This window comes from Amycolatopsis sp. WGS_07 (assembly GCF_045278895.1).
Taxonomy (GTDB): Bacteria; Actinomycetota; Actinomycetes; order Mycobacteriales; family Pseudonocardiaceae; genus Amycolatopsis.
This window is the reverse complement of the sequence record NZ_CP136053.1, coordinates 4,848,251-4,866,297: the sequence shown is the minus strand read 5'-3', so window position 1 is coordinate 4,866,297 and position 18,047 is coordinate 4,848,251. Positions and strand designations below refer to the sequence as shown.

At 69.2% G+C, this 18,047-nt stretch carries 19 protein-coding genes; 6 read left to right on the top strand and 13 right to left on the bottom strand.

Annotated features, from left to right (window positions below):
• Nucleotides 1-8: 8 nt before the first annotated feature.
• The 3 genes from RPX00_RS23015 to RPX00_RS23005 are packed head-to-tail and all read right to left on the bottom strand — an operon-like array spanning nt 9 to nt 2,748.
• On the bottom strand, nt 9-1,190 hold the full coding sequence (locus RPX00_RS23015) for a thiolase family protein (protein WP_406642329.1): 1,182 nt from the start codon (nt 1,188-1,190) through the stop codon (nt 9-11).
• On the bottom strand, nt 1,187-1,942 hold the full coding sequence (locus RPX00_RS23010; protein WP_378306101.1) for a CoA-transferase subunit beta: 756 nt from the start codon (nt 1,940-1,942) through the stop codon (nt 1,187-1,189). The genes RPX00_RS23015 and RPX00_RS23010 overlap by 4 nt, the downstream gene beginning before the upstream one ends.
• Nucleotides 1,939-2,748 carry a CoA transferase subunit A gene (locus RPX00_RS23005; RefSeq protein WP_406642328.1) on the bottom strand — a complete coding sequence of 270 codons (810 nt, stop codon included), beginning with the start codon at nt 2,746-2,748 and terminating at the stop codon, nt 1,939-1,941. The genes RPX00_RS23010 and RPX00_RS23005 overlap by 4 nt, the downstream gene beginning before the upstream one ends.
• 444 nt (nt 2,749-3,192) lie before the next feature.
• Here RPX00_RS23005 and RPX00_RS23000 point away from each other — a divergent pair, with 444 nt between their 5' ends.
• Together RPX00_RS23000 and RPX00_RS22995 are read left to right on the top strand one after the other, a co-directional pair.
• Nucleotides 3,193-4,140 (top strand): 2-hydroxyacid dehydrogenase, encoded by a 948-nt coding sequence (locus tag RPX00_RS23000; RefSeq protein WP_406642326.1) that lies wholly within the window; start codon nt 3,193-3,195, stop codon nt 4,138-4,140.
• Nucleotides 4,137-5,264, top strand: a complete 1,128-nt coding sequence (locus RPX00_RS22995) for a glycerate kinase (protein ID WP_406642325.1) — start codon at nt 4,137-4,139, stop codon at nt 5,262-5,264. Before RPX00_RS23000 ends, RPX00_RS22995 begins: the two co-directional genes overlap by 4 nt.
• Nucleotides 5,265-5,487: 223 nt before the next feature.
• Here RPX00_RS22995 and RPX00_RS22990 read toward each other — a convergent pair whose 3' ends face one another.
• Together RPX00_RS22990 and RPX00_RS22985 are read right to left on the bottom strand one after the other, a co-directional pair.
• Entirely contained in the window at nt 5,488-5,793 is a 306-nt protein-coding gene (locus tag RPX00_RS22990) for an iron-sulfur cluster biosynthesis protein (RefSeq protein ID WP_406642323.1), read from the bottom strand.
• A gap of 143 nt (nt 5,794-5,936) precedes the next feature.
• A complete protein-coding gene (locus RPX00_RS22985; protein ID WP_406642321.1) occupies nt 5,937-6,263 on the bottom strand; it encodes a hypothetical protein in 327 nt (108 codons plus the stop codon).
• Nucleotides 6,264-7,157: 894 nt separating this feature from the next.
• Between RPX00_RS22985 and RPX00_RS22980 the strand changes: the two genes are divergently transcribed.
• Entirely contained in the window at nt 7,158-7,574 is a 417-nt protein-coding gene (locus tag RPX00_RS22980; protein WP_406643050.1) for a GtrA family protein, read from the top strand.
• 324 nt (nt 7,575-7,898) lie between these two features.
• Nucleotides 7,899-8,555, top strand: coding sequence for an RNA polymerase sigma factor ShbA (gene shbA / locus RPX00_RS22975; RefSeq protein WP_406642319.1), 657 nt, complete (start codon nt 7,899-7,901; stop codon nt 8,553-8,555).
• Nucleotides 8,556-8,656: 101 nt separating this feature from the next.
• Here shbA and RPX00_RS22970 read toward each other — a convergent pair whose 3' ends face one another.
• Genes RPX00_RS22970 through RPX00_RS22960 form a run of 3 tightly spaced genes read right to left on the bottom strand, consistent with a single transcriptional unit; the run spans nt 8,657 to nt 10,787 of the window.
• A complete protein-coding gene (locus tag RPX00_RS22970) occupies nt 8,657-9,487 on the bottom strand; it encodes an amidohydrolase family protein (RefSeq protein WP_406642317.1) in 831 nt (276 codons plus the stop codon).
• Entirely contained in the window at nt 9,484-10,458 is a 975-nt protein-coding gene (locus RPX00_RS22965; RefSeq protein ID WP_406642316.1) for an aldo/keto reductase, read from the bottom strand. The genes RPX00_RS22970 and RPX00_RS22965 overlap by 4 nt, the downstream gene beginning before the upstream one ends.
• Nucleotides 10,455-10,787: an L-rhamnose mutarotase gene (locus tag RPX00_RS22960; RefSeq protein WP_406642314.1), complete on the bottom strand. Its 333-nt coding sequence runs from the start codon at nt 10,785-10,787 to the stop codon at nt 10,455-10,457. The genes RPX00_RS22965 and RPX00_RS22960 overlap by 4 nt, the downstream gene beginning before the upstream one ends.
• A gap of 74 nt (nt 10,788-10,861) precedes the next feature.
• Here RPX00_RS22960 and RPX00_RS22955 point away from each other — a divergent pair, with 74 nt between their 5' ends.
• A complete protein-coding gene (locus RPX00_RS22955; protein ID WP_406642312.1) occupies nt 10,862-11,578 on the top strand; it encodes a FadR/GntR family transcriptional regulator in 717 nt (238 codons plus the stop codon).
• A gap of 827 nt (nt 11,579-12,405) precedes the next feature.
• Here the strand turns inward: RPX00_RS22955 and RPX00_RS22950 are convergent.
• The 3 genes from RPX00_RS22950 to RPX00_RS22940 are packed head-to-tail and all read right to left on the bottom strand — an operon-like array spanning nt 12,406 to nt 15,903.
• A complete protein-coding gene (locus RPX00_RS22950; RefSeq protein WP_406642310.1) occupies nt 12,406-13,422 on the bottom strand; it encodes an ABC transporter permease in 1,017 nt (338 codons plus the stop codon).
• Nucleotides 13,415-14,917 carry a sugar ABC transporter ATP-binding protein gene (locus RPX00_RS22945; RefSeq protein WP_406642308.1) on the bottom strand — a complete coding sequence of 501 codons (1,503 nt, stop codon included), beginning with the start codon at nt 14,915-14,917 and terminating at the stop codon, nt 13,415-13,417. Before RPX00_RS22945 ends, RPX00_RS22950 begins: the two co-directional genes overlap by 8 nt.
• Entirely contained in the window at nt 14,914-15,903 is a 990-nt protein-coding gene (locus RPX00_RS22940; protein WP_378306078.1) for a sugar ABC transporter substrate-binding protein, read from the bottom strand. The genes RPX00_RS22945 and RPX00_RS22940 overlap by 4 nt, the downstream gene beginning before the upstream one ends.
• On the opposite strand from RPX00_RS22940, the gene RPX00_RS22935 reads away from it, so the two are divergent.
• Complete coding sequence (locus RPX00_RS22935) at nt 15,842-15,985, top strand: hypothetical protein (protein WP_406642306.1); 144 nt, start codon at nt 15,842-15,844, stop codon at nt 15,983-15,985. The genes RPX00_RS22940 and RPX00_RS22935 overlap by 62 nt on opposite strands.
• Before the next feature lie 5 nt (nt 15,986-15,990).
• Here the strand turns inward: RPX00_RS22935 and RPX00_RS22930 are convergent, their stop codons facing one another.
• Both RPX00_RS22930 and RPX00_RS22925 read right to left on the bottom strand, forming a co-directional pair.
• Complete coding sequence (locus RPX00_RS22930; RefSeq protein ID WP_406642304.1) at nt 15,991-16,749, bottom strand: SDR family NAD(P)-dependent oxidoreductase; 759 nt, start codon at nt 16,747-16,749, stop codon at nt 15,991-15,993.
• The gene (locus RPX00_RS22925) at nt 16,746-18,047 is read right to left on the bottom strand and encodes an enolase C-terminal domain-like protein (RefSeq protein ID WP_406642301.1); all 1,302 of its coding nucleotides are present in this window, start codon (nt 18,045-18,047) and stop codon (nt 16,746-16,748) included. The genes RPX00_RS22930 and RPX00_RS22925 overlap by 4 nt, the downstream gene beginning before the upstream one ends.

Sequence of the window (18,047 nt, the reverse complement as noted above, 5' to 3'; positions counted from 1 at the left end):
TCCCTTTCTCAGCGATTCTCGAGCACGACAGCGAGCCCTTGGCCGACGCCGATGCAGATCGCCGCGAGGCCCCAGCGGCCGCCGGTGTGGCGGAGCTGATGCGCCAGCGTGCCGATGATCCGCCCGCCGGACGCGCCAAGCGGATGCCCGATCGCGATGGCCCCGCCGTTGACGTTGACGATCTCCGGATCGAGCTTCGGCCACTCTTTCAGGCAAGCCAGCGACTGCGCCGCGAACGCCTCGTTGAGTTCCACCGCGGCCAGGTCGCCCCAGCCGATGCCCGCCCGTTCGAGCGCGATCTCCGCGGCACGCACCGGACCGATGCCGAACACATCCGGATCGACCCCCGCAGCGCCGCGGCCCGCGAGCCTCGCCAGAGGCGTCTTGCCGAGCCGCTCAGCCGCGGCCGCGTCGCCCAGCAGCAACGCCGAAGCACCGTCGTTCAACGGCGAAGCATTGCCCGCCGTGACAGTGCCGTTTTCCTTGCGGAACACCGTTTTCAGCTTCGCGAGCTTCTCGGGCGTGGAATCCGCCCGGATGCCCTCGTCCCGGGTCAGGTCGACGCCCTCGACCGGCACCACATGGTCGTCGTAGAAGCCCTCGTCCCACGCCCGGGCAGCGTTCGCGTGACTGCGCGCGGCGAATGCGTCCTGCTCGTCCCGGCTGATCCCGTAGCGTTCGGCGAGCAGTTCGGTGGACTCGCCAAGGGAAACGGTCCACTGCGACGGCATCGCCGGGTTGACCATCCGCCAGCCGAGCGCGGTGTTGTACAACGTCTGGTTGCCTGCGGGGAAAGCCTTGTCCGGCTTCGGCATCACCAGCGGCGAGCGGCTCATCGATTCGACCCCGCCCGCGACCACCAGCGACGCGTCGCCGACCTGGATCGCCCGGCTCGCCTGCATGGCGGCCTCGACGCCGGATCCGCACAGCCGGTTCACCGTCGCGCCGGGCACCGACGTCGGCCAGCCCGCGAGCAGCGCGGCCATCCGCGCCACGTTGCGGTTGTCCTCGCCCGCCCCGTTGGCGTCGCCGAGCACCACCTCGTCCACTGTGGACGGATCGAGCCCGTTGCGCTCGGCCAGCGCGCGCAGCACGCCCGCGGCCAGGTCGTCAGGGCGCACCCCGGACAGGGCGCCGCCGTAGCGCCCGAAGGGAGTGCGGATCGCGTCGAGTACGTAAGCGTCGCTCATTCGCCGGCCTTCTTCAGTTCACGGAGCAGGGTCAGTTCGCGTTCAGTGGGCGCGGGGGTGGTCTTGAGGTCCGCGGCCGTCTTCAGTGTCCACCCGGTCGCCGCCACGGCTTGTTCCAGCTCGACCCCGGGGTGCAGTTCGGTGAGCGTGAGTTCCGCCGTTTCCGGATCGGGCCGCATCAGGCCGAGGTCGGTGACCACGAGCGTGGGCCCAGCGCCGCGCAGGCCGAGCCGTTCGCGGTCTCCCCGGCCGGTGCCGTGGCCGAACGACGTCACGAAATCGACCTTGTCCACGAACGTCCGCTTGCTCTGCCGCAGCACGACGAACACTTCCTTGCACGACGCGGCGATCTCCGGCGCGCCGCCCGCGCCGGGCAGGCGCACCTTCGGGTCGTGATAGTCCGAGCCGATCACCGTGGTGTTGATGTTGCCGAACTTGTCCAGCTGCGCCGCGCCGAGGAATCCGACGTCGATCCGGCCGGGCTGCAGCCAGTAGTTGAACACCTCGGGCACGCTGACCACCGCGTCGGCGGTGTCGGCCAGTTCGCCGTCGCCGATCGACAGCGGCAGCCTGCCGGGTTTCGCGCCGAGACAACCCGATTCGTAGATCAGCGTGAGGTTCGGGGCGTGCGTGCGACGAGCCAGGTTTGCCGCCGTGCTGGGCAATCCGATCCCGACGAAGCACGACATGCCCTCGCCGAGCGCGCGGGCCGCGGCGATGCTCATCATCTCGTCGGCGGTGTACTCGCTCATGCCTTCACCCCGGTCAGGTCGTTCAGCCACTTGCCGAATTCCTCGCGGTCCCGTCCGATCTCGTCCCACGCCTGGTACGCCGCGTTGTCCCGTTCGTAGTACCCAGCGGCATACGAGGGCGCCGCGCCACGCGGCACCTCGGCCACCGCGGTGACCGCCCACGAGGGAAGGACCAGCGCGCCCGGCCGGGGCTCCAGTTCGTCGACGACCTCTTCCACGGTGACCAGCGAACGCTTCGCCGCGAGCACCGCTTCCTTCTGCACGCCGGCGATGCCCCACAGCTGAACGTTGCCCGCCCGGTCGGCGCGCTGCGCGTGCACGATCGTGACGTCCGGGTTCAGCGCGGGCACCGCGGTGAGCTGTTCGCCGGTGAACGGGCAGGTGATCGGCTTGATCGTGTCCGTCTGCGCGGGCAGATCGGTGCCCGTGTAACCGCGCAACACGGCGAACGGAAGCCCGGAAGCGCCTGCGACATAACGGTTCGCCATGCCCGCGTGGCTGTGCTCCTCGATCTCCAGCGGCGCCGGCCACGCATGCTGCACGGCGTCGCGGAACCGGTGCAGCGAGCCGACCCCGGGGTTGCCGCCCCACGAGAAGATCAGCTTGCTCGCACAGCCCGCGCCGATGAGCTGGTCGTAGACGATGTCCGGCGTCATCCGCACGAGCGTGAGATTCCGCCTGCCCTGACGGATGATCTCGTGCCCGGCCGCTACCGGGATGAGGTGCGTGAAGCCCTCGAGAGCGACGGTGTCCCCGTCGTGCACCAGCTCGGCGACCGCCTCGCCGAGCGACAGCACCCTTGCCATCACGAGCCCTTCCGTCTGGATCTTCCTGCTTCGGTCATTCCGTGCTAGCGTGTTCGCATAGCGCACAGAAGTTCTGAATGAGAACATAGCATGACCCGGCCGCCCTCGGCGAGTACCTGAACGGTGGGACGGACGTCCGGACAGACGGCACAGAACAAGGCGAAGGTTCGCGAGCCACGAAGAAAGGGAGAAAGGAGGTGAGGCGATAGGACAACACGGTGCGCTGGGAGTCGGCGAACGGGTTTCGCGGCCGGCACAGAGCGGCGCGGTCGGCGGCAGACCGGAATTTCGTTGCGTGGTACCGCAATGCGGAATTTCGGGCACTGTCCGCGTCGGCGGCGTTCTGTCGCGGTTGGACGCTCCGTCGCAGCTCAGGCGGGTGTCCGGCGGTGAGCGCGCCGCGAACCTCGCTCGGGCGGCACAGTCGGCATTAGGCTGCTCGGCATGCCGAAGATCGCTGTCACCCGCTGGATCCCGGACGAGGCCGTGCAGGTGCTCGGCGAAGCAGGCGAAGTCGAGATCTCGCGGGAGGACCGGCCGCTCACGCCCGAGGAACTGCGGAAGTTCGTAGCCGGCTCGGACGCGGTGGTGTCGATGCTGCACGACCGGATCGACGGCTCAGTCGCGGACGCGGCGGGTCCGCAGCTAAAGGTCGTCGCGAACGTGGCGGTGGGCTACGACAACGTGGAGGTCAGTGCACTGGCCGAACGCGGGGTCGTAGTCACCAACACGCCAGGCGTGCTCACCGACGCCACCGCGGACCTCGCGTTCGGACTGCTGCTGGCCGTAACGCGGCGGCTCGGCGAAGGCGAACGCTTGCTGCGCGCGCAGCAAGCGTGGTCCTTCCACCTCGGCTTTCTGCTCGGGTCCGGGCTGCAGGGCAAGACGCTCGGCATCGTCGGGCTCGGGCAGATCGGCCGCGCGGTGGCGAAGCGGGCGGCGGCGTTCGGGATGCGGATCGTCTACTCCGGACGGTCGGCGAAACCGGACTTCGACGGCGAGTTCGTGGCCTTCGACGAACTGCTGCGGCGTTCCGACTTCGTGTCGCTGCACTGTCCGCTGACTCCCGAGACACGGCACCTCGTCGACGCGGATGCGTTGCGGGCGATGAAACCGACTGCGTACCTGGTGAACACCACGCGCGGTCCGGTGGTCGACGAGTCGGCGCTGGCTGACGCGCTCGAAGCCGGCGAGATCGCGGGCGCGGCGCTGGACGTGTTCGAAAAGGAGCCGGACGTCGAGCCGCGGTTGCTGGACCGTGACGACGTCGTGCTGACGCCGCACCTCGGGTCGGCGACGGTGGAAACGCGGACGGCGATGGCGGTGCTGGCCGCGCGCAACGTCGTCTCGGTGCTCGCTGGCGCCGAGCCGCTGACGGAGGTGAGTCAGTGACCAAGGTCGTGATCGCACCGGACAAGTTCAAAGGAAGCCTGACCGCAGTCGAGGTGACGGACGCGATCGCGCAAGGCGTGCGCGATGCCTTGCCGGACGCCGAGATCTCCGCGTGCCCGGTCGCCGACGGCGGCGAAGGGACGCTGGAGGTGCTCGAGAACGCGGGCGGCTCGGTGGTGCGCTTGTCGGTGCGCGGTCCGCTCGACGAACCGGTCGAGGCGCGGTACGTGCTGCTCGACGGCGCGGCCTACGTCGAGTCGGCGCGAGCGTGCGGGATCGAGTTCGTGACGCCGAGCCGGGAGGTCGCGCTGGCCGCGCACACGTGGGGCGTCGGCGAGTTGCTGAACGACGCCCTCGCCCGCGGAGCACGGCGGCTCGTGCTGACTGTCGGCGGCACCGCGAGCACCGACGGCGGTGCCGGAATGCTGGCCGCGATGGGTGCTGGCGTTGTCGACGCGTCCGGCGCACCGGTCGGGCTCGGCGGCGGGTCGCTGGCGCGGGTCGCGCGCGTCGACCTGGGTCCAGCGCGGGAACGACTGGGCGCGGTGCCGGTCGCGGTCGCCACGGACGTGACGAATCCGCTGCTCGGCGCGAACGGTGCGGCGGCGGTGTTCGGTCCGCAGAAAGGCGCGGGGCCAGACGACGTCCAGGCGCTGGACGAAGCACTGGCGCACTGGGCGAAGGCGCTGGGGCAGGCTGGCGCGCCGGATGTCTCCGACCTCCCCGGGGCCGGGGCAGGCGGAGGAGTCGCGGCCGGAGCGATCGCCGGGCTCGGCGCGACGGTCGAATCAGGCTTCGACCTGATCGCCGCGCTGACCGGCGTCGACACCGCGCTGACCGGCGCGGACCTGGTGATCACCGGCGAGGGCTCGCTGGACGAGCAGTCGCTGTCCGGCAAGGCCCCGGCAGGCATCGCGGCTCGCGCCGGGCGGACGGGCATCCCGTTGCTGGTGCTCGCCGGGCGGATCCAGCTGGACGCGGACGCGCTGGCCGGGCTGGGAGTCGTGGGCAGCAGCGCGCTGATCGACCATGCGCCGTCGCTGGACTACGCCCGAGCCCACGCCGCGGAACTGCTGCGCGAGCGTGCCGCGGTCCTGGTCCGGGACTGGCTGCGCACCTCATAGCGAAGCGCTCCCGCGATCAACCTCGGGAGCGCTTCCGCACAGCCACCCCGCCGTCCGGACGACACCGCGTCGAGGACGCAACGTCGCCGTTCAGGAATCGGCCATGGTTCACCTCGCCGAAGCCCAGACGTTCGGAAACATCCGAGGGCACCGGCGAACGGCACACGGGATCAGCGGACGAGCACCGCCGCGCGAACCCCGTGGCCGAGCGTTCGCACAGCCCTTAGGCGGACTGCTGTTGCGGCAGAACGGCAAAGGCGACGTCGCCGGTGTCGTCCTGCTGGACGTCCAAGACCTTGTCGTCGAGCAATGCCGCGGCCTGCGGCTCGAGGAAGACCTTCGCCCCGCCGTCGGCGCCGACGATGCGGTCGCCGTCCTCCGGGGCCGGGGCTACCGACAGCGCCAGCTGGGCACCGTCGCCTTCCATGCTCTGCAGCGCGAAGCGCAGGCCGCTCTGTTCGGAGCCAGCGCCTTGCTCGGCGGTCAACGCAGTGATCGCCTCGGCGGCGGCTTCGGTAACGGTCAGCATCTTTCGGCCTTCCCTTCGTCGCAGTCGGATGCGCACGGTCGGTTGCAGGGTGGTTTTTCACGCTAAAGGCGGCACGACGGTCGCGCAGTGTGAGCGCCGGACCGTCGCCGCGTGGGTGGAACCTGTCACAAATACGTTTGAGATCAGGATCTTCGGGCCATGGCCGACCGGATCGCGTCGGCGACCGTGCATCCCCCGTGGTCGACCCGTTCGCCGTGGCTGGATTCCGCAGGCCAACCGGTCTGCTCCGGTTCGGCGTCGCCGGCCGATCCCTCGTCCGGCACACTCGCGACCGGCCCGCCGGACACCGGCGGCCGGACCTCCGGCTGCTCCCCCGGCCGCTGCTCCGGATAACTGTCTCCGGGACGCTCCGCGGACCGGGGCTCAGGAGGGCAGAACGGGTCGACGCGAGAGCTGTCCATGCCGGGTGCTTGACTCTGGCGGAGAGTGTCGTCACCGGGATCGCTCACGGGCACCTCCCGAAACTCCGGATCGTTCGTGGTGAGCTACCCGAGGCGGCCTCCGGTGAAACGGGCCGAAAGGCTGTCGCCGGAATCACAGGGGTTCCTGGGCCCGACCAGGGCATCAGCGGCCGAAGCGGAGTTAGCGTCAGGACTATGACCACCACAAGGTGGATGCCGCGCGGCCGGATCGGAATCCGCCCCCGGCGCACAACCGGCCCGGACGCCGCCCCCGGCGACGCCAGCGCGGACTTCCGCACGCGCGACCAGGCTTCGGGCCACGCCTCCCCGGCGCTCGAGGATCACCACACGGCTGACGGCGACCTGGCCACGCCCCCGGGATCCCGCCGCGACCCGCTGGCCGAGAATGCCGACCGGCGCAGGCAGAACGGCCGTCGCCACTCGGCGGCCAACGACGCTGGACCGCGACCGCCAGAGTCCGAAGACGAGAGCATTAGCCACTCGAAGACCAACGCGACCGCGATTCGCCTCGAAACGGCAACTGACGACGCGGGCGCTCCACTGGGCTCCGGAGGTGAGGTCGCCGCCCTCGACCGAGTGGCCGACGCGAGCGCCGACGACGCCGAGTTGCGGTCAGAGATCAGCAACGAACACATTCGTCGCCGCTCAGCGGCGAATCTGAACGGCTCCCGCCACGAATCGGCGACAGCCGATTCGGCCCCACTGCCGTCAACCACCGACACCAGCCAACTGCCACAACCCGCAACCGACCGCCAACGAGCCGAAGAAGCCGCGGCGTTAGGCCAGCGCGTATTCGGCGACGCCCGCGCCGCCGGAGAAGCCGAACCCACCCAGCCCCGCCCAACCCCGCACCCAACACCCGCGAGTGTCGCCGACAACCGGCCGACCCGAGCCGCCGATCGCACCGCTCGCCGTCGCGAGATCGGGGGTCATGCCGCGTGGTACCTGGCCGCCGGGGTCGTCACCACCGGATTGCAGGCCGTCCTCTTCCTGGTCCTCCGCCCGGAATTAGGCGCGCAATGGGCGAATCTCGCCGCGCTCGCGATCACGACGGTCGGCAACACCGAATTCCACCGGCGCGTCACGTTCGCCAACCGGAGCAGCCGCGCCGGCAAGCGGCATTTCCAGGATCTCGTCACTTTCGCCTTCTACGCGGGCTACGGATCGGTCGTCCTCGCCACCCTCGACGCCGTCGTCGCGCAGCCCTCCGCGGGGCAGCAGACCGCCGCGCTGCTCGCGGCCAGTTTCGTCGGCGGGGTCGTCCGGTTCGCAGTACTGCGCTGGTGGGTTTTCGCCCGGACGCGACGCAAGGACGCGCGGCAAGATCACCAACGGTAGTGGAACCCGTTCTACCCGCAGTACGGCCACTCTCTGTTGCGCTACCCGGCTATCACTCTTCGTGACGTACCAATTCGGACATCCGCACATGCTGCGAGGCCGGATTCGTACTGTGCGTCGGCTGGTCTCGTTTGTGTCAAGACCACTGCTGCTAACGGGGTATTCGTAGTTGAAATGTGGACGGTCGGCCTCCAGCCGCTTAAGGTTACGGAGCGTCGCAACGATCGCAGTACTCCCCCGTTCGATAGGAGTACCTGCGACCGCAACATCACAGAGTGTTGACCCCGAGACAGCGACGGTCACAGGGTTGCCGGGGAGACGACCATGACAGCACCGTCGAAGACGTCCCGAACCGCGGGTTCCGACGTCGCGGGCTACGTGAGCCCTGCGACGCTGCCCCGGTCCGGCGGACGCCTGACCAAGGAAGACCTCGATCCGCTCGTACGCGCCGCGGGACAGGGCGATCAAGCCGCGATCGCCGACCTGCTGCACGTGCTCCGTCCCGTCGTCGCCCGCTACTGCCGGGCACGGATGGGCGGCCGCGACCTTTCCTACCTCGCCGCCGACGACGTCGCGCAGGACGTCTGCATGGCCGTCCTCAAGGCCCTTCCGGACTACCAGGACCGCGGCGGTTCGTTCCTGTACCTCGTGCACGCGATCGCGGCCAACAAGGTCGCCGACGCCTACCGGGCCGTCGCGCGCGACCGTTCCGAGCCGGTTCCCGAACTGCCCGAGCACCCGCTCGCCGGCGGCAACGAGCCGGAATCGCACGCGCTGCGCCTCGACCTCGGCAGCCGCCTGCAGGAGCTGCTCACCCGCCTCGCCCCGCTGCAGCAGGAAATCCTGGCGCTGCGCATCGTCGTCGGCCTCAGCGCGAACGAGACGGCCGAAACGCTCGGCATTTCGCCCGGCAACGTCCGCGTCACCCAGCATCGCGCGCTGTCCAAGCTCCGCGAGATGGTGCAGGGCCAGGAGTTCTGAGCTTCTTTGGTCACCCGAACGGCTTGAACCCCGACCTAGCCCCTCGAACCGCTCGACACGCGCCGATCCGCGCGGCACTCTGGATTGAGCCGCCGCATCTCTCAGCTCAACTCATAAACGCGTGCCGCCGTGTGCTCGAAGACCTCCAGCCGTTCCGGGTCGCTCAGCACGCCGGTCAGCGAGACCGCCGCGTCCAGCACGACTTCGTACGCTGCCGCTAGTTCGCACACTGGCCAGTCGGAGCCGAACATGACCCGGTTCGCGCCGAACGACTCGAAAACGTGGTCTGCGTAGCGGCGCAAGTGGCCCACCTGCCATGCGCGCCAGTCGGCTTCCGTCACCAAGCCGGACAGCTTGCAGTGCACGTTGCCGTGCGCGGCCAGCGATGCCACGCCGTCCGCCCACGGCTGCCATTCGCCGGCCGCGATGGCGGGTTTCGCGGCGTGGTCGAGGACCAGCCGCAAGTCCGGCAAGCGTTCGGCGACCTGCCGGGCGGACGCGAGCTGTGCCGGTGCCACCAGCAGGTCGTAGACCAGGCCGGCCGTGCCGACCGCGGTCAGGCCGCGCAGGACTTCGGGGCGCAGCAGCCAATCCGGGTCCGGTTCGTCCTCGACCTGGTGCCGGATGCCGACCAGCGGACCCAGCTCGCGCAGCCGGGCCAGCCGGTCGGACACGTCCGGGGCGGCGAGGTCGACCCAGCCGACCACGCCGGCCACCAACGGCTCGGACGCGGCCGTAGCGAGGAACTCCTCGGTTTCCGCCTCGTCCGACACGGTCTGCACCAGCACCGTGGCGTGGACGCCCGCCGCTGTGGTCACCGTGCGCAGATCGTCGACGGTGTACGGCTTGCGGATCGGAGCCAGTGCGTCGCCGGACATCCACGGGTACTCGCGGCGCGCCGGATCCCACAGGTGGTGGTGCGAATCGATCACTGCGTCCCTCCGGACACGACGGGGCGGGCGGCCGAGCGCAGGAGGCCGGCGTCGGCGAGGTCGTCCCACAGTACGGCCGGGATCTTCGCCGACGCCCGGCGAACGTTCAGCGACACCTGCTCCGCGTCGTGCGCGCCGACGACTACCGACACCACCGCAGGGTGCGTGCGCGGCAACGCGAGCGCGGCTTCCGGCAGCGAAACACCGTGTCGCGCACAGATTTCCGCGATCTTGCGCGCCTTCTCGACAAGATCCGCGGGAGCGGCCGCGTAATCGTAAATGGCGCCTGGTTGTTCAGCGGCGAGAATTCCGCCGTTGAACACCCCGCCGGCCACTACGCCGACCCCGCGTTCGACGCACAGCGGCAGCAGTTCGTCCAATGCCGGCTGGTTCAGCAGGGTGTAGCGACCGGCCATCAGCACATGATCGAGATCGAACCTGCGCACGAATTCCGCCAGCATCGGCGCCTGGTTCATCCCGGCTCCGATCGCCCCGACTACGCCCTGCTCGCGCAACTCCAGCAACGCCGGGAACGCGCCCGAAACCGCTTCCTCGAAATGGTCGTCCGGATCATGCACGTACACCAGATCGATACGGTCGAGACCGAGCCGTTTCAAGCTTGATTCCAGTGAACGCAACACCCCGTCGCGGCTGAAATCCCAACGGCGCCGGTAAGTCCCGGGGACGTCGAAGCCCTCGTTGTCGCGCTCCCCTGGTGCCGCTGCGCGTGGTTCCAGCACGCGTCCCACTTTCGTGGACAGGACGTATTCGGCACGCGGATACGCCGCCAGCGCGGCCCCGAGCCGGCGTTCCGACAACCCGAGCCCGTAATGCGGCGCGGTGTCGAAGTAGCGGATCCCCTCGTCCCACGCCCGCCGCACGCTCGCCGCGGCGGTTTCGTCCGGCACCGCGTGGTACAGGTTGCCCAGTTGCGCGCCGCCGAGTCCCAGCGGAGGAAGGTCCACGGTCACGCCTCCGCCGGGAGTTGCCAGACCAGCCCGAGACCGTGGGCGACGTCGGAATGATCGAGATCGAGCAGTTCGTTGATCCGCTTCTGCCACGCGATGTCGGCCGGGTCGTCGGCGAGTTTCGCGCGCATCTGCTCGAAATCGTCCACCTCGACGAAGTGGAACAGGTCGAGCCCGTCGCGCCAGATCCGCCACGACCGCACGCCCGCGCGGCGCAACGCGGCGTCCAGGTCTTGCGGGATCACCGCGTGCACCTCCTCGTACGTTTTCTCCATTCCGGGCTTGAGCCGGGTGCGCAATGCGACCGTTTGCGGCGCCGGGCCGTGGGTCATCGTTCCTCCAGACGGGAGTCGTGGCACGCTGTAGGGGGTAAACATCCGAGGTCTCTGCAGGGAGGGCGGTCCCGATGCCCGTCACCGATGTCGCGATCGACAAGATCAAGGACATGATCATTTCGGGCGAGCTGGCTCCGGGCGACCGGCTCCCCAAGGAGGCCGAGCTGGCGCAGCGGCTGGGGCTTTCCCGCAGTTCGCTGCGGGAAGCGGTGAAGGCGCTGTGCCTGATCCGGGTGCTGGACGTGCGCCAGGGCGACGGCACGTACGTCACCAGCCTGGAGCCGAATCTGCTGCTCGACGCGATGACCTTCGTCGTCGACTTCCACCGCGACGACACCGTGCTCGATTTCCTTGCCGTACGGCGGATTCTGGAGCCCGCGGCCACCGCGATGGCGGCGCTGCACATGCGCGACGAGGACGTCGCCGAACTGGGCGCGCTGCTCGGCGAACTGGACGAATCGCCGACCGTCGAGGCACTGGTGGCCAACGATCTGCAGTTCCACCGCAAAATCGCGGACGGCTCGGGCAACCCGGTGCTGTGCTCGCTGCTCGAAAGCCTTTCCGGCCCGACAGCGCGAGCCCGCATCTGGCGCGGCCTCACCCAGGAAGGCGCGGTAGCCCGCACCCGGGAACAACACGCGGCGATCTACGACGCGATCGCCGCCCGCGAGCCGGAACTGGCCCGCTCCTGGGCGACGGTGCACGTCGCCGGGGTGGAGCAGTGGCTGCGCAGCACGCTGGTCGAGGACGCCGCAGCGGGCGATGACGTGGAGCCCGCCGCTTCCTGAGTGGACAGTGGTGGTTCCCGAACTGGTTGTTGTGGTGAAGGGTCCCTTCATTCCTTGCGGATTGGGGTGAAGGGACCCTTCGCGCTGGTTCGGCTGCGGTGGAGGGGACTTTCGTGCGTTCGTGGCGGAAGTGACCGGGCTTTTCGCGCCGTGACGGCTGGAGCGAGTGGACCCATCGTGCACGGCCGGGCCGAACGAAGGGGACTTCCGCACCTTCCCCGCAAAGGTGACCGGGCCATTCACGCCATGACAGTACGAGCGAACGGACCCATCACGCACGGCCAGGCCGAGCGAAGGGGACTCTCGCGGCCGCAGCATGACGGGACCCCTCATGCGCCTAACCGGCGAGAGCGAGGGGACCCGTCGCGCAGGTCCGGTTGAAGCGGCGGGGTCTCTTTCGCCGTCTGGCGGGGTGACGGGTCCCTTCATCGGCCTCAGTCCTAGCGCGGTGAAGGGTCCCTTCGCCGCGCTAGGTGCTGGCCTTTCGGTCGGGACAGGTCTCGGGCCGACCAGAGGACAAGCCGCCTGGGTCCGCGGCGAACCCGTCATCGCGGTCACCGATTCAGCCGACCGGCCGGTCGCCAGGTCAGTCAGCCGGACGCCCATCGCGCCAGCTACCCGACCGCCCATCGGGCCAGCCACCCCGTCGCCCACCGGGCCAGCCACCCCGTCGCCCATCGAGCCAGCCATCCGGTCACCCGTCGGGCCAGCCATCCGACCGCCCACCGGAGAACCCGCCAGACCGGCAGAACCCGCCTGACCGGCCGCCTGGCCGCCCACCGAACCAGACAGCCGAGAAGGTCGGATGATCACCGGACCTCCGCCGATCAGGTCTGGGGCTTTCCGCCCGCATACCGGCTGATGATCAACGCGATCAAAATGATCCCGCCGTAAATCGCCTTGAGCCACTCCGCTGGGACCTGGGCGATGCGCAGCAGACTATCCACCGACTGCAACAGCAGCACACCCGTCAACGCGCCGACCAACGTTCCCCGGCCACCATCGAGTGACACACCGCCGATTACCGCGGCTGCGAAGACCTGCAGGATCAGGCCGTCGCCCTGGTCCGCGCCCAGCGCGCCGACGTAGCCGGTGTATGCGAGGCCGCCGATCGCTGCCAACACTCCGGCCACTACGAAAACCGCCCACGAGATTCGGTCGACCCGGATGCCTGCCGCGCGGGCTGCTTCGCGGTTGCCGCCGATCGCGTACAGCGAGCGGCCTACTCGGTGGTACCGCAGGCCTAGGCCGAACACCACGAAAAGCACCGCCGCGAGCCACACCGACATTGGGAGTCCGGCGAACGTTGTTGTCGCCAAGGCGGTGAACGCGTCCAGCTGGTCGAACAGCGTCTTGCCGTTCGTCGTTCCGATCTGGGTGCCGCGCAGGACCGTCAGCATCGCCAGGGTCACGATGAACGCGTTCAGCTTCAGCTTGACGATCAGGAAGCCGTTCACGAAACCGATCAGCGCGCCGACCACCGGGATCGCGACCAGGCCGAGCGCCGCGGGCCATTCGGTGCCGAAGCCCGAGGACGCCGCGGGGATGACCAGCATCGCGCCGATCGCGGGGGCGATGCCCATCGTCGATTCCAGCGACAGGTCGAACTTGCCGGTCAGCAGCACCAGCGATTCGCCGAGCACGACCAGCGACAGCGCGGCCGCCGCGGACAGGATGCTGATGATGTTGTCGAAGGTGAAGAACGTGTCGCTGATCAAGCCGCCGATCACGAACACCACCACGAGCGCGGGCAGCAGCGCCAGCTCGCGCAGCCACGCCGACTTCCGGCGCTTCGCCCGTACCGCGGGCAGCGCCGTCTGCGGGTCGCTCATCAGGTCAGTCATGGAGCCCGACTCCTTCGATATCCGCCACCAGGTCCCCGTCGGACCAGCCGGCCTGGTGAACGGCGGCGACCGCGCCGGCGCGCAGCACCAGCACCCGGTCGGCCAGGCGCAGGTCGTCCAGCTCGTCGCTCACGAGCAGCACCGCCTTCCCCTCGGCCCGCACCCGGTCCACGACCGCGAGCAGGGCCTCCTTCGACTTCACGTCCACTCCCGCGGTGGGGTTGATCAGCACCACCACGCGCGGGTCGCTCTCCAGCGCCCTGGCTAGCACGACTTTTTGCTGGTTTCCGCCCGACAAATCCGAAACCGGCTGGTCCGGGCTGGCGGCCACGATGTCGTAGTCGGTCAACGCGCGCGATCCGCGTTCGCGGCGGATCTTCGGTGACGCCAGGCCGCCGCGGCCCATCCGGTCGAGCACGGACAGGGTCGCGTTGTCCATAATGGAGTGTTCCAGGACGAGACCCTCGTGGTGCCGATCCCTGGGGACACAGCCGATGCCCGCGCGGAGGGCGGCGGGAATGTCGCCCGACTGGAGTCGTTTTCCTTCTACTGCAACAGTTCCTGAGGTAGCCGAGCGCAGGCCGTAGACCGTCTCGGCGACCTGGTGTTTGCCGCTCGCGTTGCTGCCGGCGAGTCCGACGACCTCGCCGCGATGCACCCGTAGCGAGACGTCGCGGAAGCCATCGCCGGACAGGTTGTCGACGGTGAGCACCTCTTCAGCATCCGCCGCCAGCGGCTCGCGGGTAGCCGCGTCGCGGACGGCCAAGCCGCCCTGCTCCCCCGTCATCGCGTCGACCAGGGCCGCGCGGCTGACCTCTTCGACGGGCGCGGTGAGCACGTGCCGGGCGTCGCGCAGAACGGTAACCGCTTGGCACACCTCGTAAACCTCGTGCAGGTGATGCGAGATGAACAGGAACGTGACGCCGTTCTCCTGCATCTGCCGCATGCGCTCGAAAAGCCGCTCGATGGCCTGGCTGTCCAGCTGCGCGGTCGGTTCGTCCAGCACGATGAACCGGGCGCCATAGCTCAGCGCGCGGGCGATCTCGACGAACTGACGGTCCTCAACGGACAGATCGCCCGCCGGAGTGTCCACATCGACCCGGACGTCCCACGAGTCCAGCAGTTCCCGCGCCTGCCGGCGCAGTTTCTTCCAGCCGATCGCGAATCCGCCCTGCGCCTGCCGGTTCAGGAACAGATTCTCCGCGACCGTCAGCTGCGGCACCACCATCGCGTGCTGGTACACACACGCCACGCGCGCCTTCCAGTCGTCCTGTTTGGACAGCGAAGGAGCCGGGACGCCGCCGAAGGACACACTGCCGGTGTCCGTTTCGGACAGTCCAGTTAGGATGGACACCAGCGTGGACTTGCCCGCTCCGTTGCGCCCGACGAGTGCGTGCGACTCGCCGGGACGCACGGTGAGGCTGACGTCGTGCAGCGCCACGGTCGGCCCGTACCGCTTCCCGACGCCGTCCGCCTGCACTACCGGCGCGCTCACAGGTTGTTACCCCACAACGCTTTGTCGTCCACGTTGTCCTTGGTCACGACCGGCGCGGGCAGCTGGTCTTCCAGGATGCCGGGGCTGATCTCGACGATCGTGGAGTCGTGGTCGGTCGGGCCGGGCTTGAACTTCTCGCCGGCCATCGCCTTCTTGAGCCAGTACATGCCGTACTTGGCGTAGGCGTCGGCGGGCTGCGAGACGGTCGCGTCCAGTTCGCCGTTGCGGATCGCGGTGAGTTCCTGCGGGATGCCGTCGTTGCTCACCAGCACCACGTGCTTCGGGTCGCCGACCGGGAAGAACAGGTTCTTGCGCTTGAGCGCCTGCTCGGTCGGCGCCAGGTAGACGCCGCCCGCCTGCATGTACACGCCCTTGATGTCCGGGTTCGCGGTGAGCAGACTGTCCAAACCAGACGATGCCTTGTCCGCCTTCCATTCGGCGGCCACCTCAAGCACCTTTACGTCCGGGTACTTCTGCTTCATGCACTCGCGGAACGCCGCCGACCGGTCGCGGCCGTTGACCGACGCGAGGTCGCCCATCACCTGCACGACCTTGCCGCTCTTCACGCGCTTGCCGATTTCGTCGCACGCTTTGGTTCCGTACGCCTTGTTGTCCGCGCGGACCACCATCGCGACCTTGCCGCTCTCCGGCGCGACGTCCACCGCGACCACCGGGACGCCCTTGTTCTCGGCCTGCTTCAGCCCGGCGACGACCGCGGCCGAGTCGAGCGGCGTGACGACGAGACCCTTGATGCCCTGGTTGAGCAGGGTGCCGATGTCCGTGATGAGCTTCGCCGGGTCGCTGTCGGCGTTCACCGTCGGCAGTGCGTCGAGGCCCTGCTCCTTCGCCATCTGCGGCACGTATTTGTTGTAGGCCTGCCAGAACGGCGAGGTCAGCAGCGGCAGAGTCGCCCCGACCTTGCCGGTGCCGCCGCCCGCCGCGGCCGCCGGTTTGTCCTTAGTGGACCCGCACGCACCGAGCACCAAACCGCAGGCGGCCACCGCGGCGGCCAGCCGGATCACCTTCGTACGCACCGCATCCTCCTTGATGACAGGCCTTGTTGGCTAAGCAGATCAGTTCTGTACGGGTCCGCGCGGGCGCAGGCCGTACATGCCGCCGTCCACCGCGAGCGCGGTGCCGGTAGTCGACGCGGAAAGCGGGCTGGCCAGGTACGCGATCGCGTTCGCGACCTCGTCCGCGGTCACCAGCCTTCCCATCGGCTGGCGGGCGGCGAGCGCTTCCCGCTCGGCGGACGGGTCGGCGGCGGTGTCGAGCAGCCGGCCGACCCACGGGGTGTCCGCGGTTCCGGGGCACACGCAGTTGACGCGGATCCGGTCCGGCAGGTGGTCGGTGGCCATCGCGAGGGTCAGCGACAGCACCGCGCCCTTCGTGGCCGAGTACAGCGCACGCGCGGGCAGCCCGGCCCAGGCGGCGATCGAGCAGGTGTTCACGACCGCCGCCGCGGGCGAGTTTTTCAAGTGCGGCAAGGCAGCCCGGGCCGTGCGCACCATGCCGACCACGTTCACGTCGTACGCGCGGTGCCACTCGTCGTCGTCGTTCGCGGTGACGTCGCCCTGCGCGCCGATGCCCGCGTTGTTGACCAGGATGTCGAGCCGGCCGAAGCGCTCGGCCACCGCGTCGACCGCGGCGCGGACCTCGGCGTCGGACGTCACGTCGCAGCGGAACCCGGCCAGCGGTTCGGGCACCTCGTCGGTCTTGAGGTCGAGCACCGCCACCCGCGCGCCGCGCTGGGCCAGCAGGTGCGCGGTGGCCAGGCCGATGCCGGAAGCGCCGCCGGTGACCGCGGCGACCAGGCCGTCGAATTCGCTCACTGCGCGTTCTCCGTCCATTCAGGACCGTCCGGGAAGCTGAACCGGCGCAGCGTAGCGTCGTGCATGCGCGCGGAAAAGCCCGGCAAGGTCGGAGCGAGGTAGCGGCCGTCGCGCACGACGGCCGGGTCGGTGAAGTGGTCGTGCAGGTGGTCGACCCATTCGATGGTGCGGTCCTCGTCCGAACCGGACACCGCCACGAAGTCGAACATGGACAGATGCCGCACCAGTTCGCACAACCCGACGCCGCCGGCGTGCGGACACACCGGAACGCCGAATTTGGCCGCCAACAACAGGATCGCGAGATTCTCGTTCACCCCGCCGACGCGCGCGGCGTCCAGTTGCAACACGTCGATCGCGTTGGCCTGCAGCAATTGCTTGAACACCACACGGTTCTGCACGTGTTCACCGGTCGCGACCTTGATCGGCGCGAGCGCCTTCGCGATCGCCGCGTGGCCGAGCACGTCGTCCGGCGAGGTCGGCTCTTCAATCCAATATGGATCGAAAGGTGCCAGTGCGGTCATCCACGACACCGCCGTCGCGACATCCCAACGCTGGTTCGCGTCGACCGCGATCCGGATATCCGCGCCGACAGTTTCGCGGGCCAGCTTCATCCGCCGGACGTCGTCCTCAAGATTCCCGCCGACCTTCAGCTTGATCATTTCGAACCCGTCGGCCACCGCCTGTTCGGCCAGCCGCACCAGTTTCGCGTCGGAATAGCCGAGCCAGCCCGCCGAAGTGCTGTACGCGCGGTACCCCTCGGCCTCGATTTTGGCGATCCGTTCCGCCCGACCGGGTTCGGCGGCGCGCAGAATGTCGAGCGCTTCCTTTTCGGTGAGCGCGTCGGAGAGGTAGCGGAAGTCCACAAGGGACACCAGCTCCTCTGGCGTCATCCGTGACGCGAACTTCCACAGCGGCAGCCCGGCGCGCCGCGCGGCAAGGTCCCACGCGGCGTTGACGATCGCGCCGATTGCCATGTGCGCCACGCCTTTTTCCGGCCCCAGCCACCGAAACTGCGAGTCGCCGACCAAGGACCGGGACAGCGCGCCGAGCGCTTCCGCGTCCTCGGGAACGTCCCGGCCGACCACGTGCGGCGCGAGCGCGCGAATCGCGGCGGCCTGCACGTCGTTGCCGCGGCCGATGGTGAACGCGAGGCCGTACCCGCCCGGTCCGGCGTCGGTGTGCAGTTCGACGTAGGCCGCCGAATAGTCCGGATCCGGGTTCATCGCATCCGAACCGTCGAGGTCGCGCGACGTCGGGAACCGGACGTCGCGGACCTCCATGGCCACGATTTTCGCCAT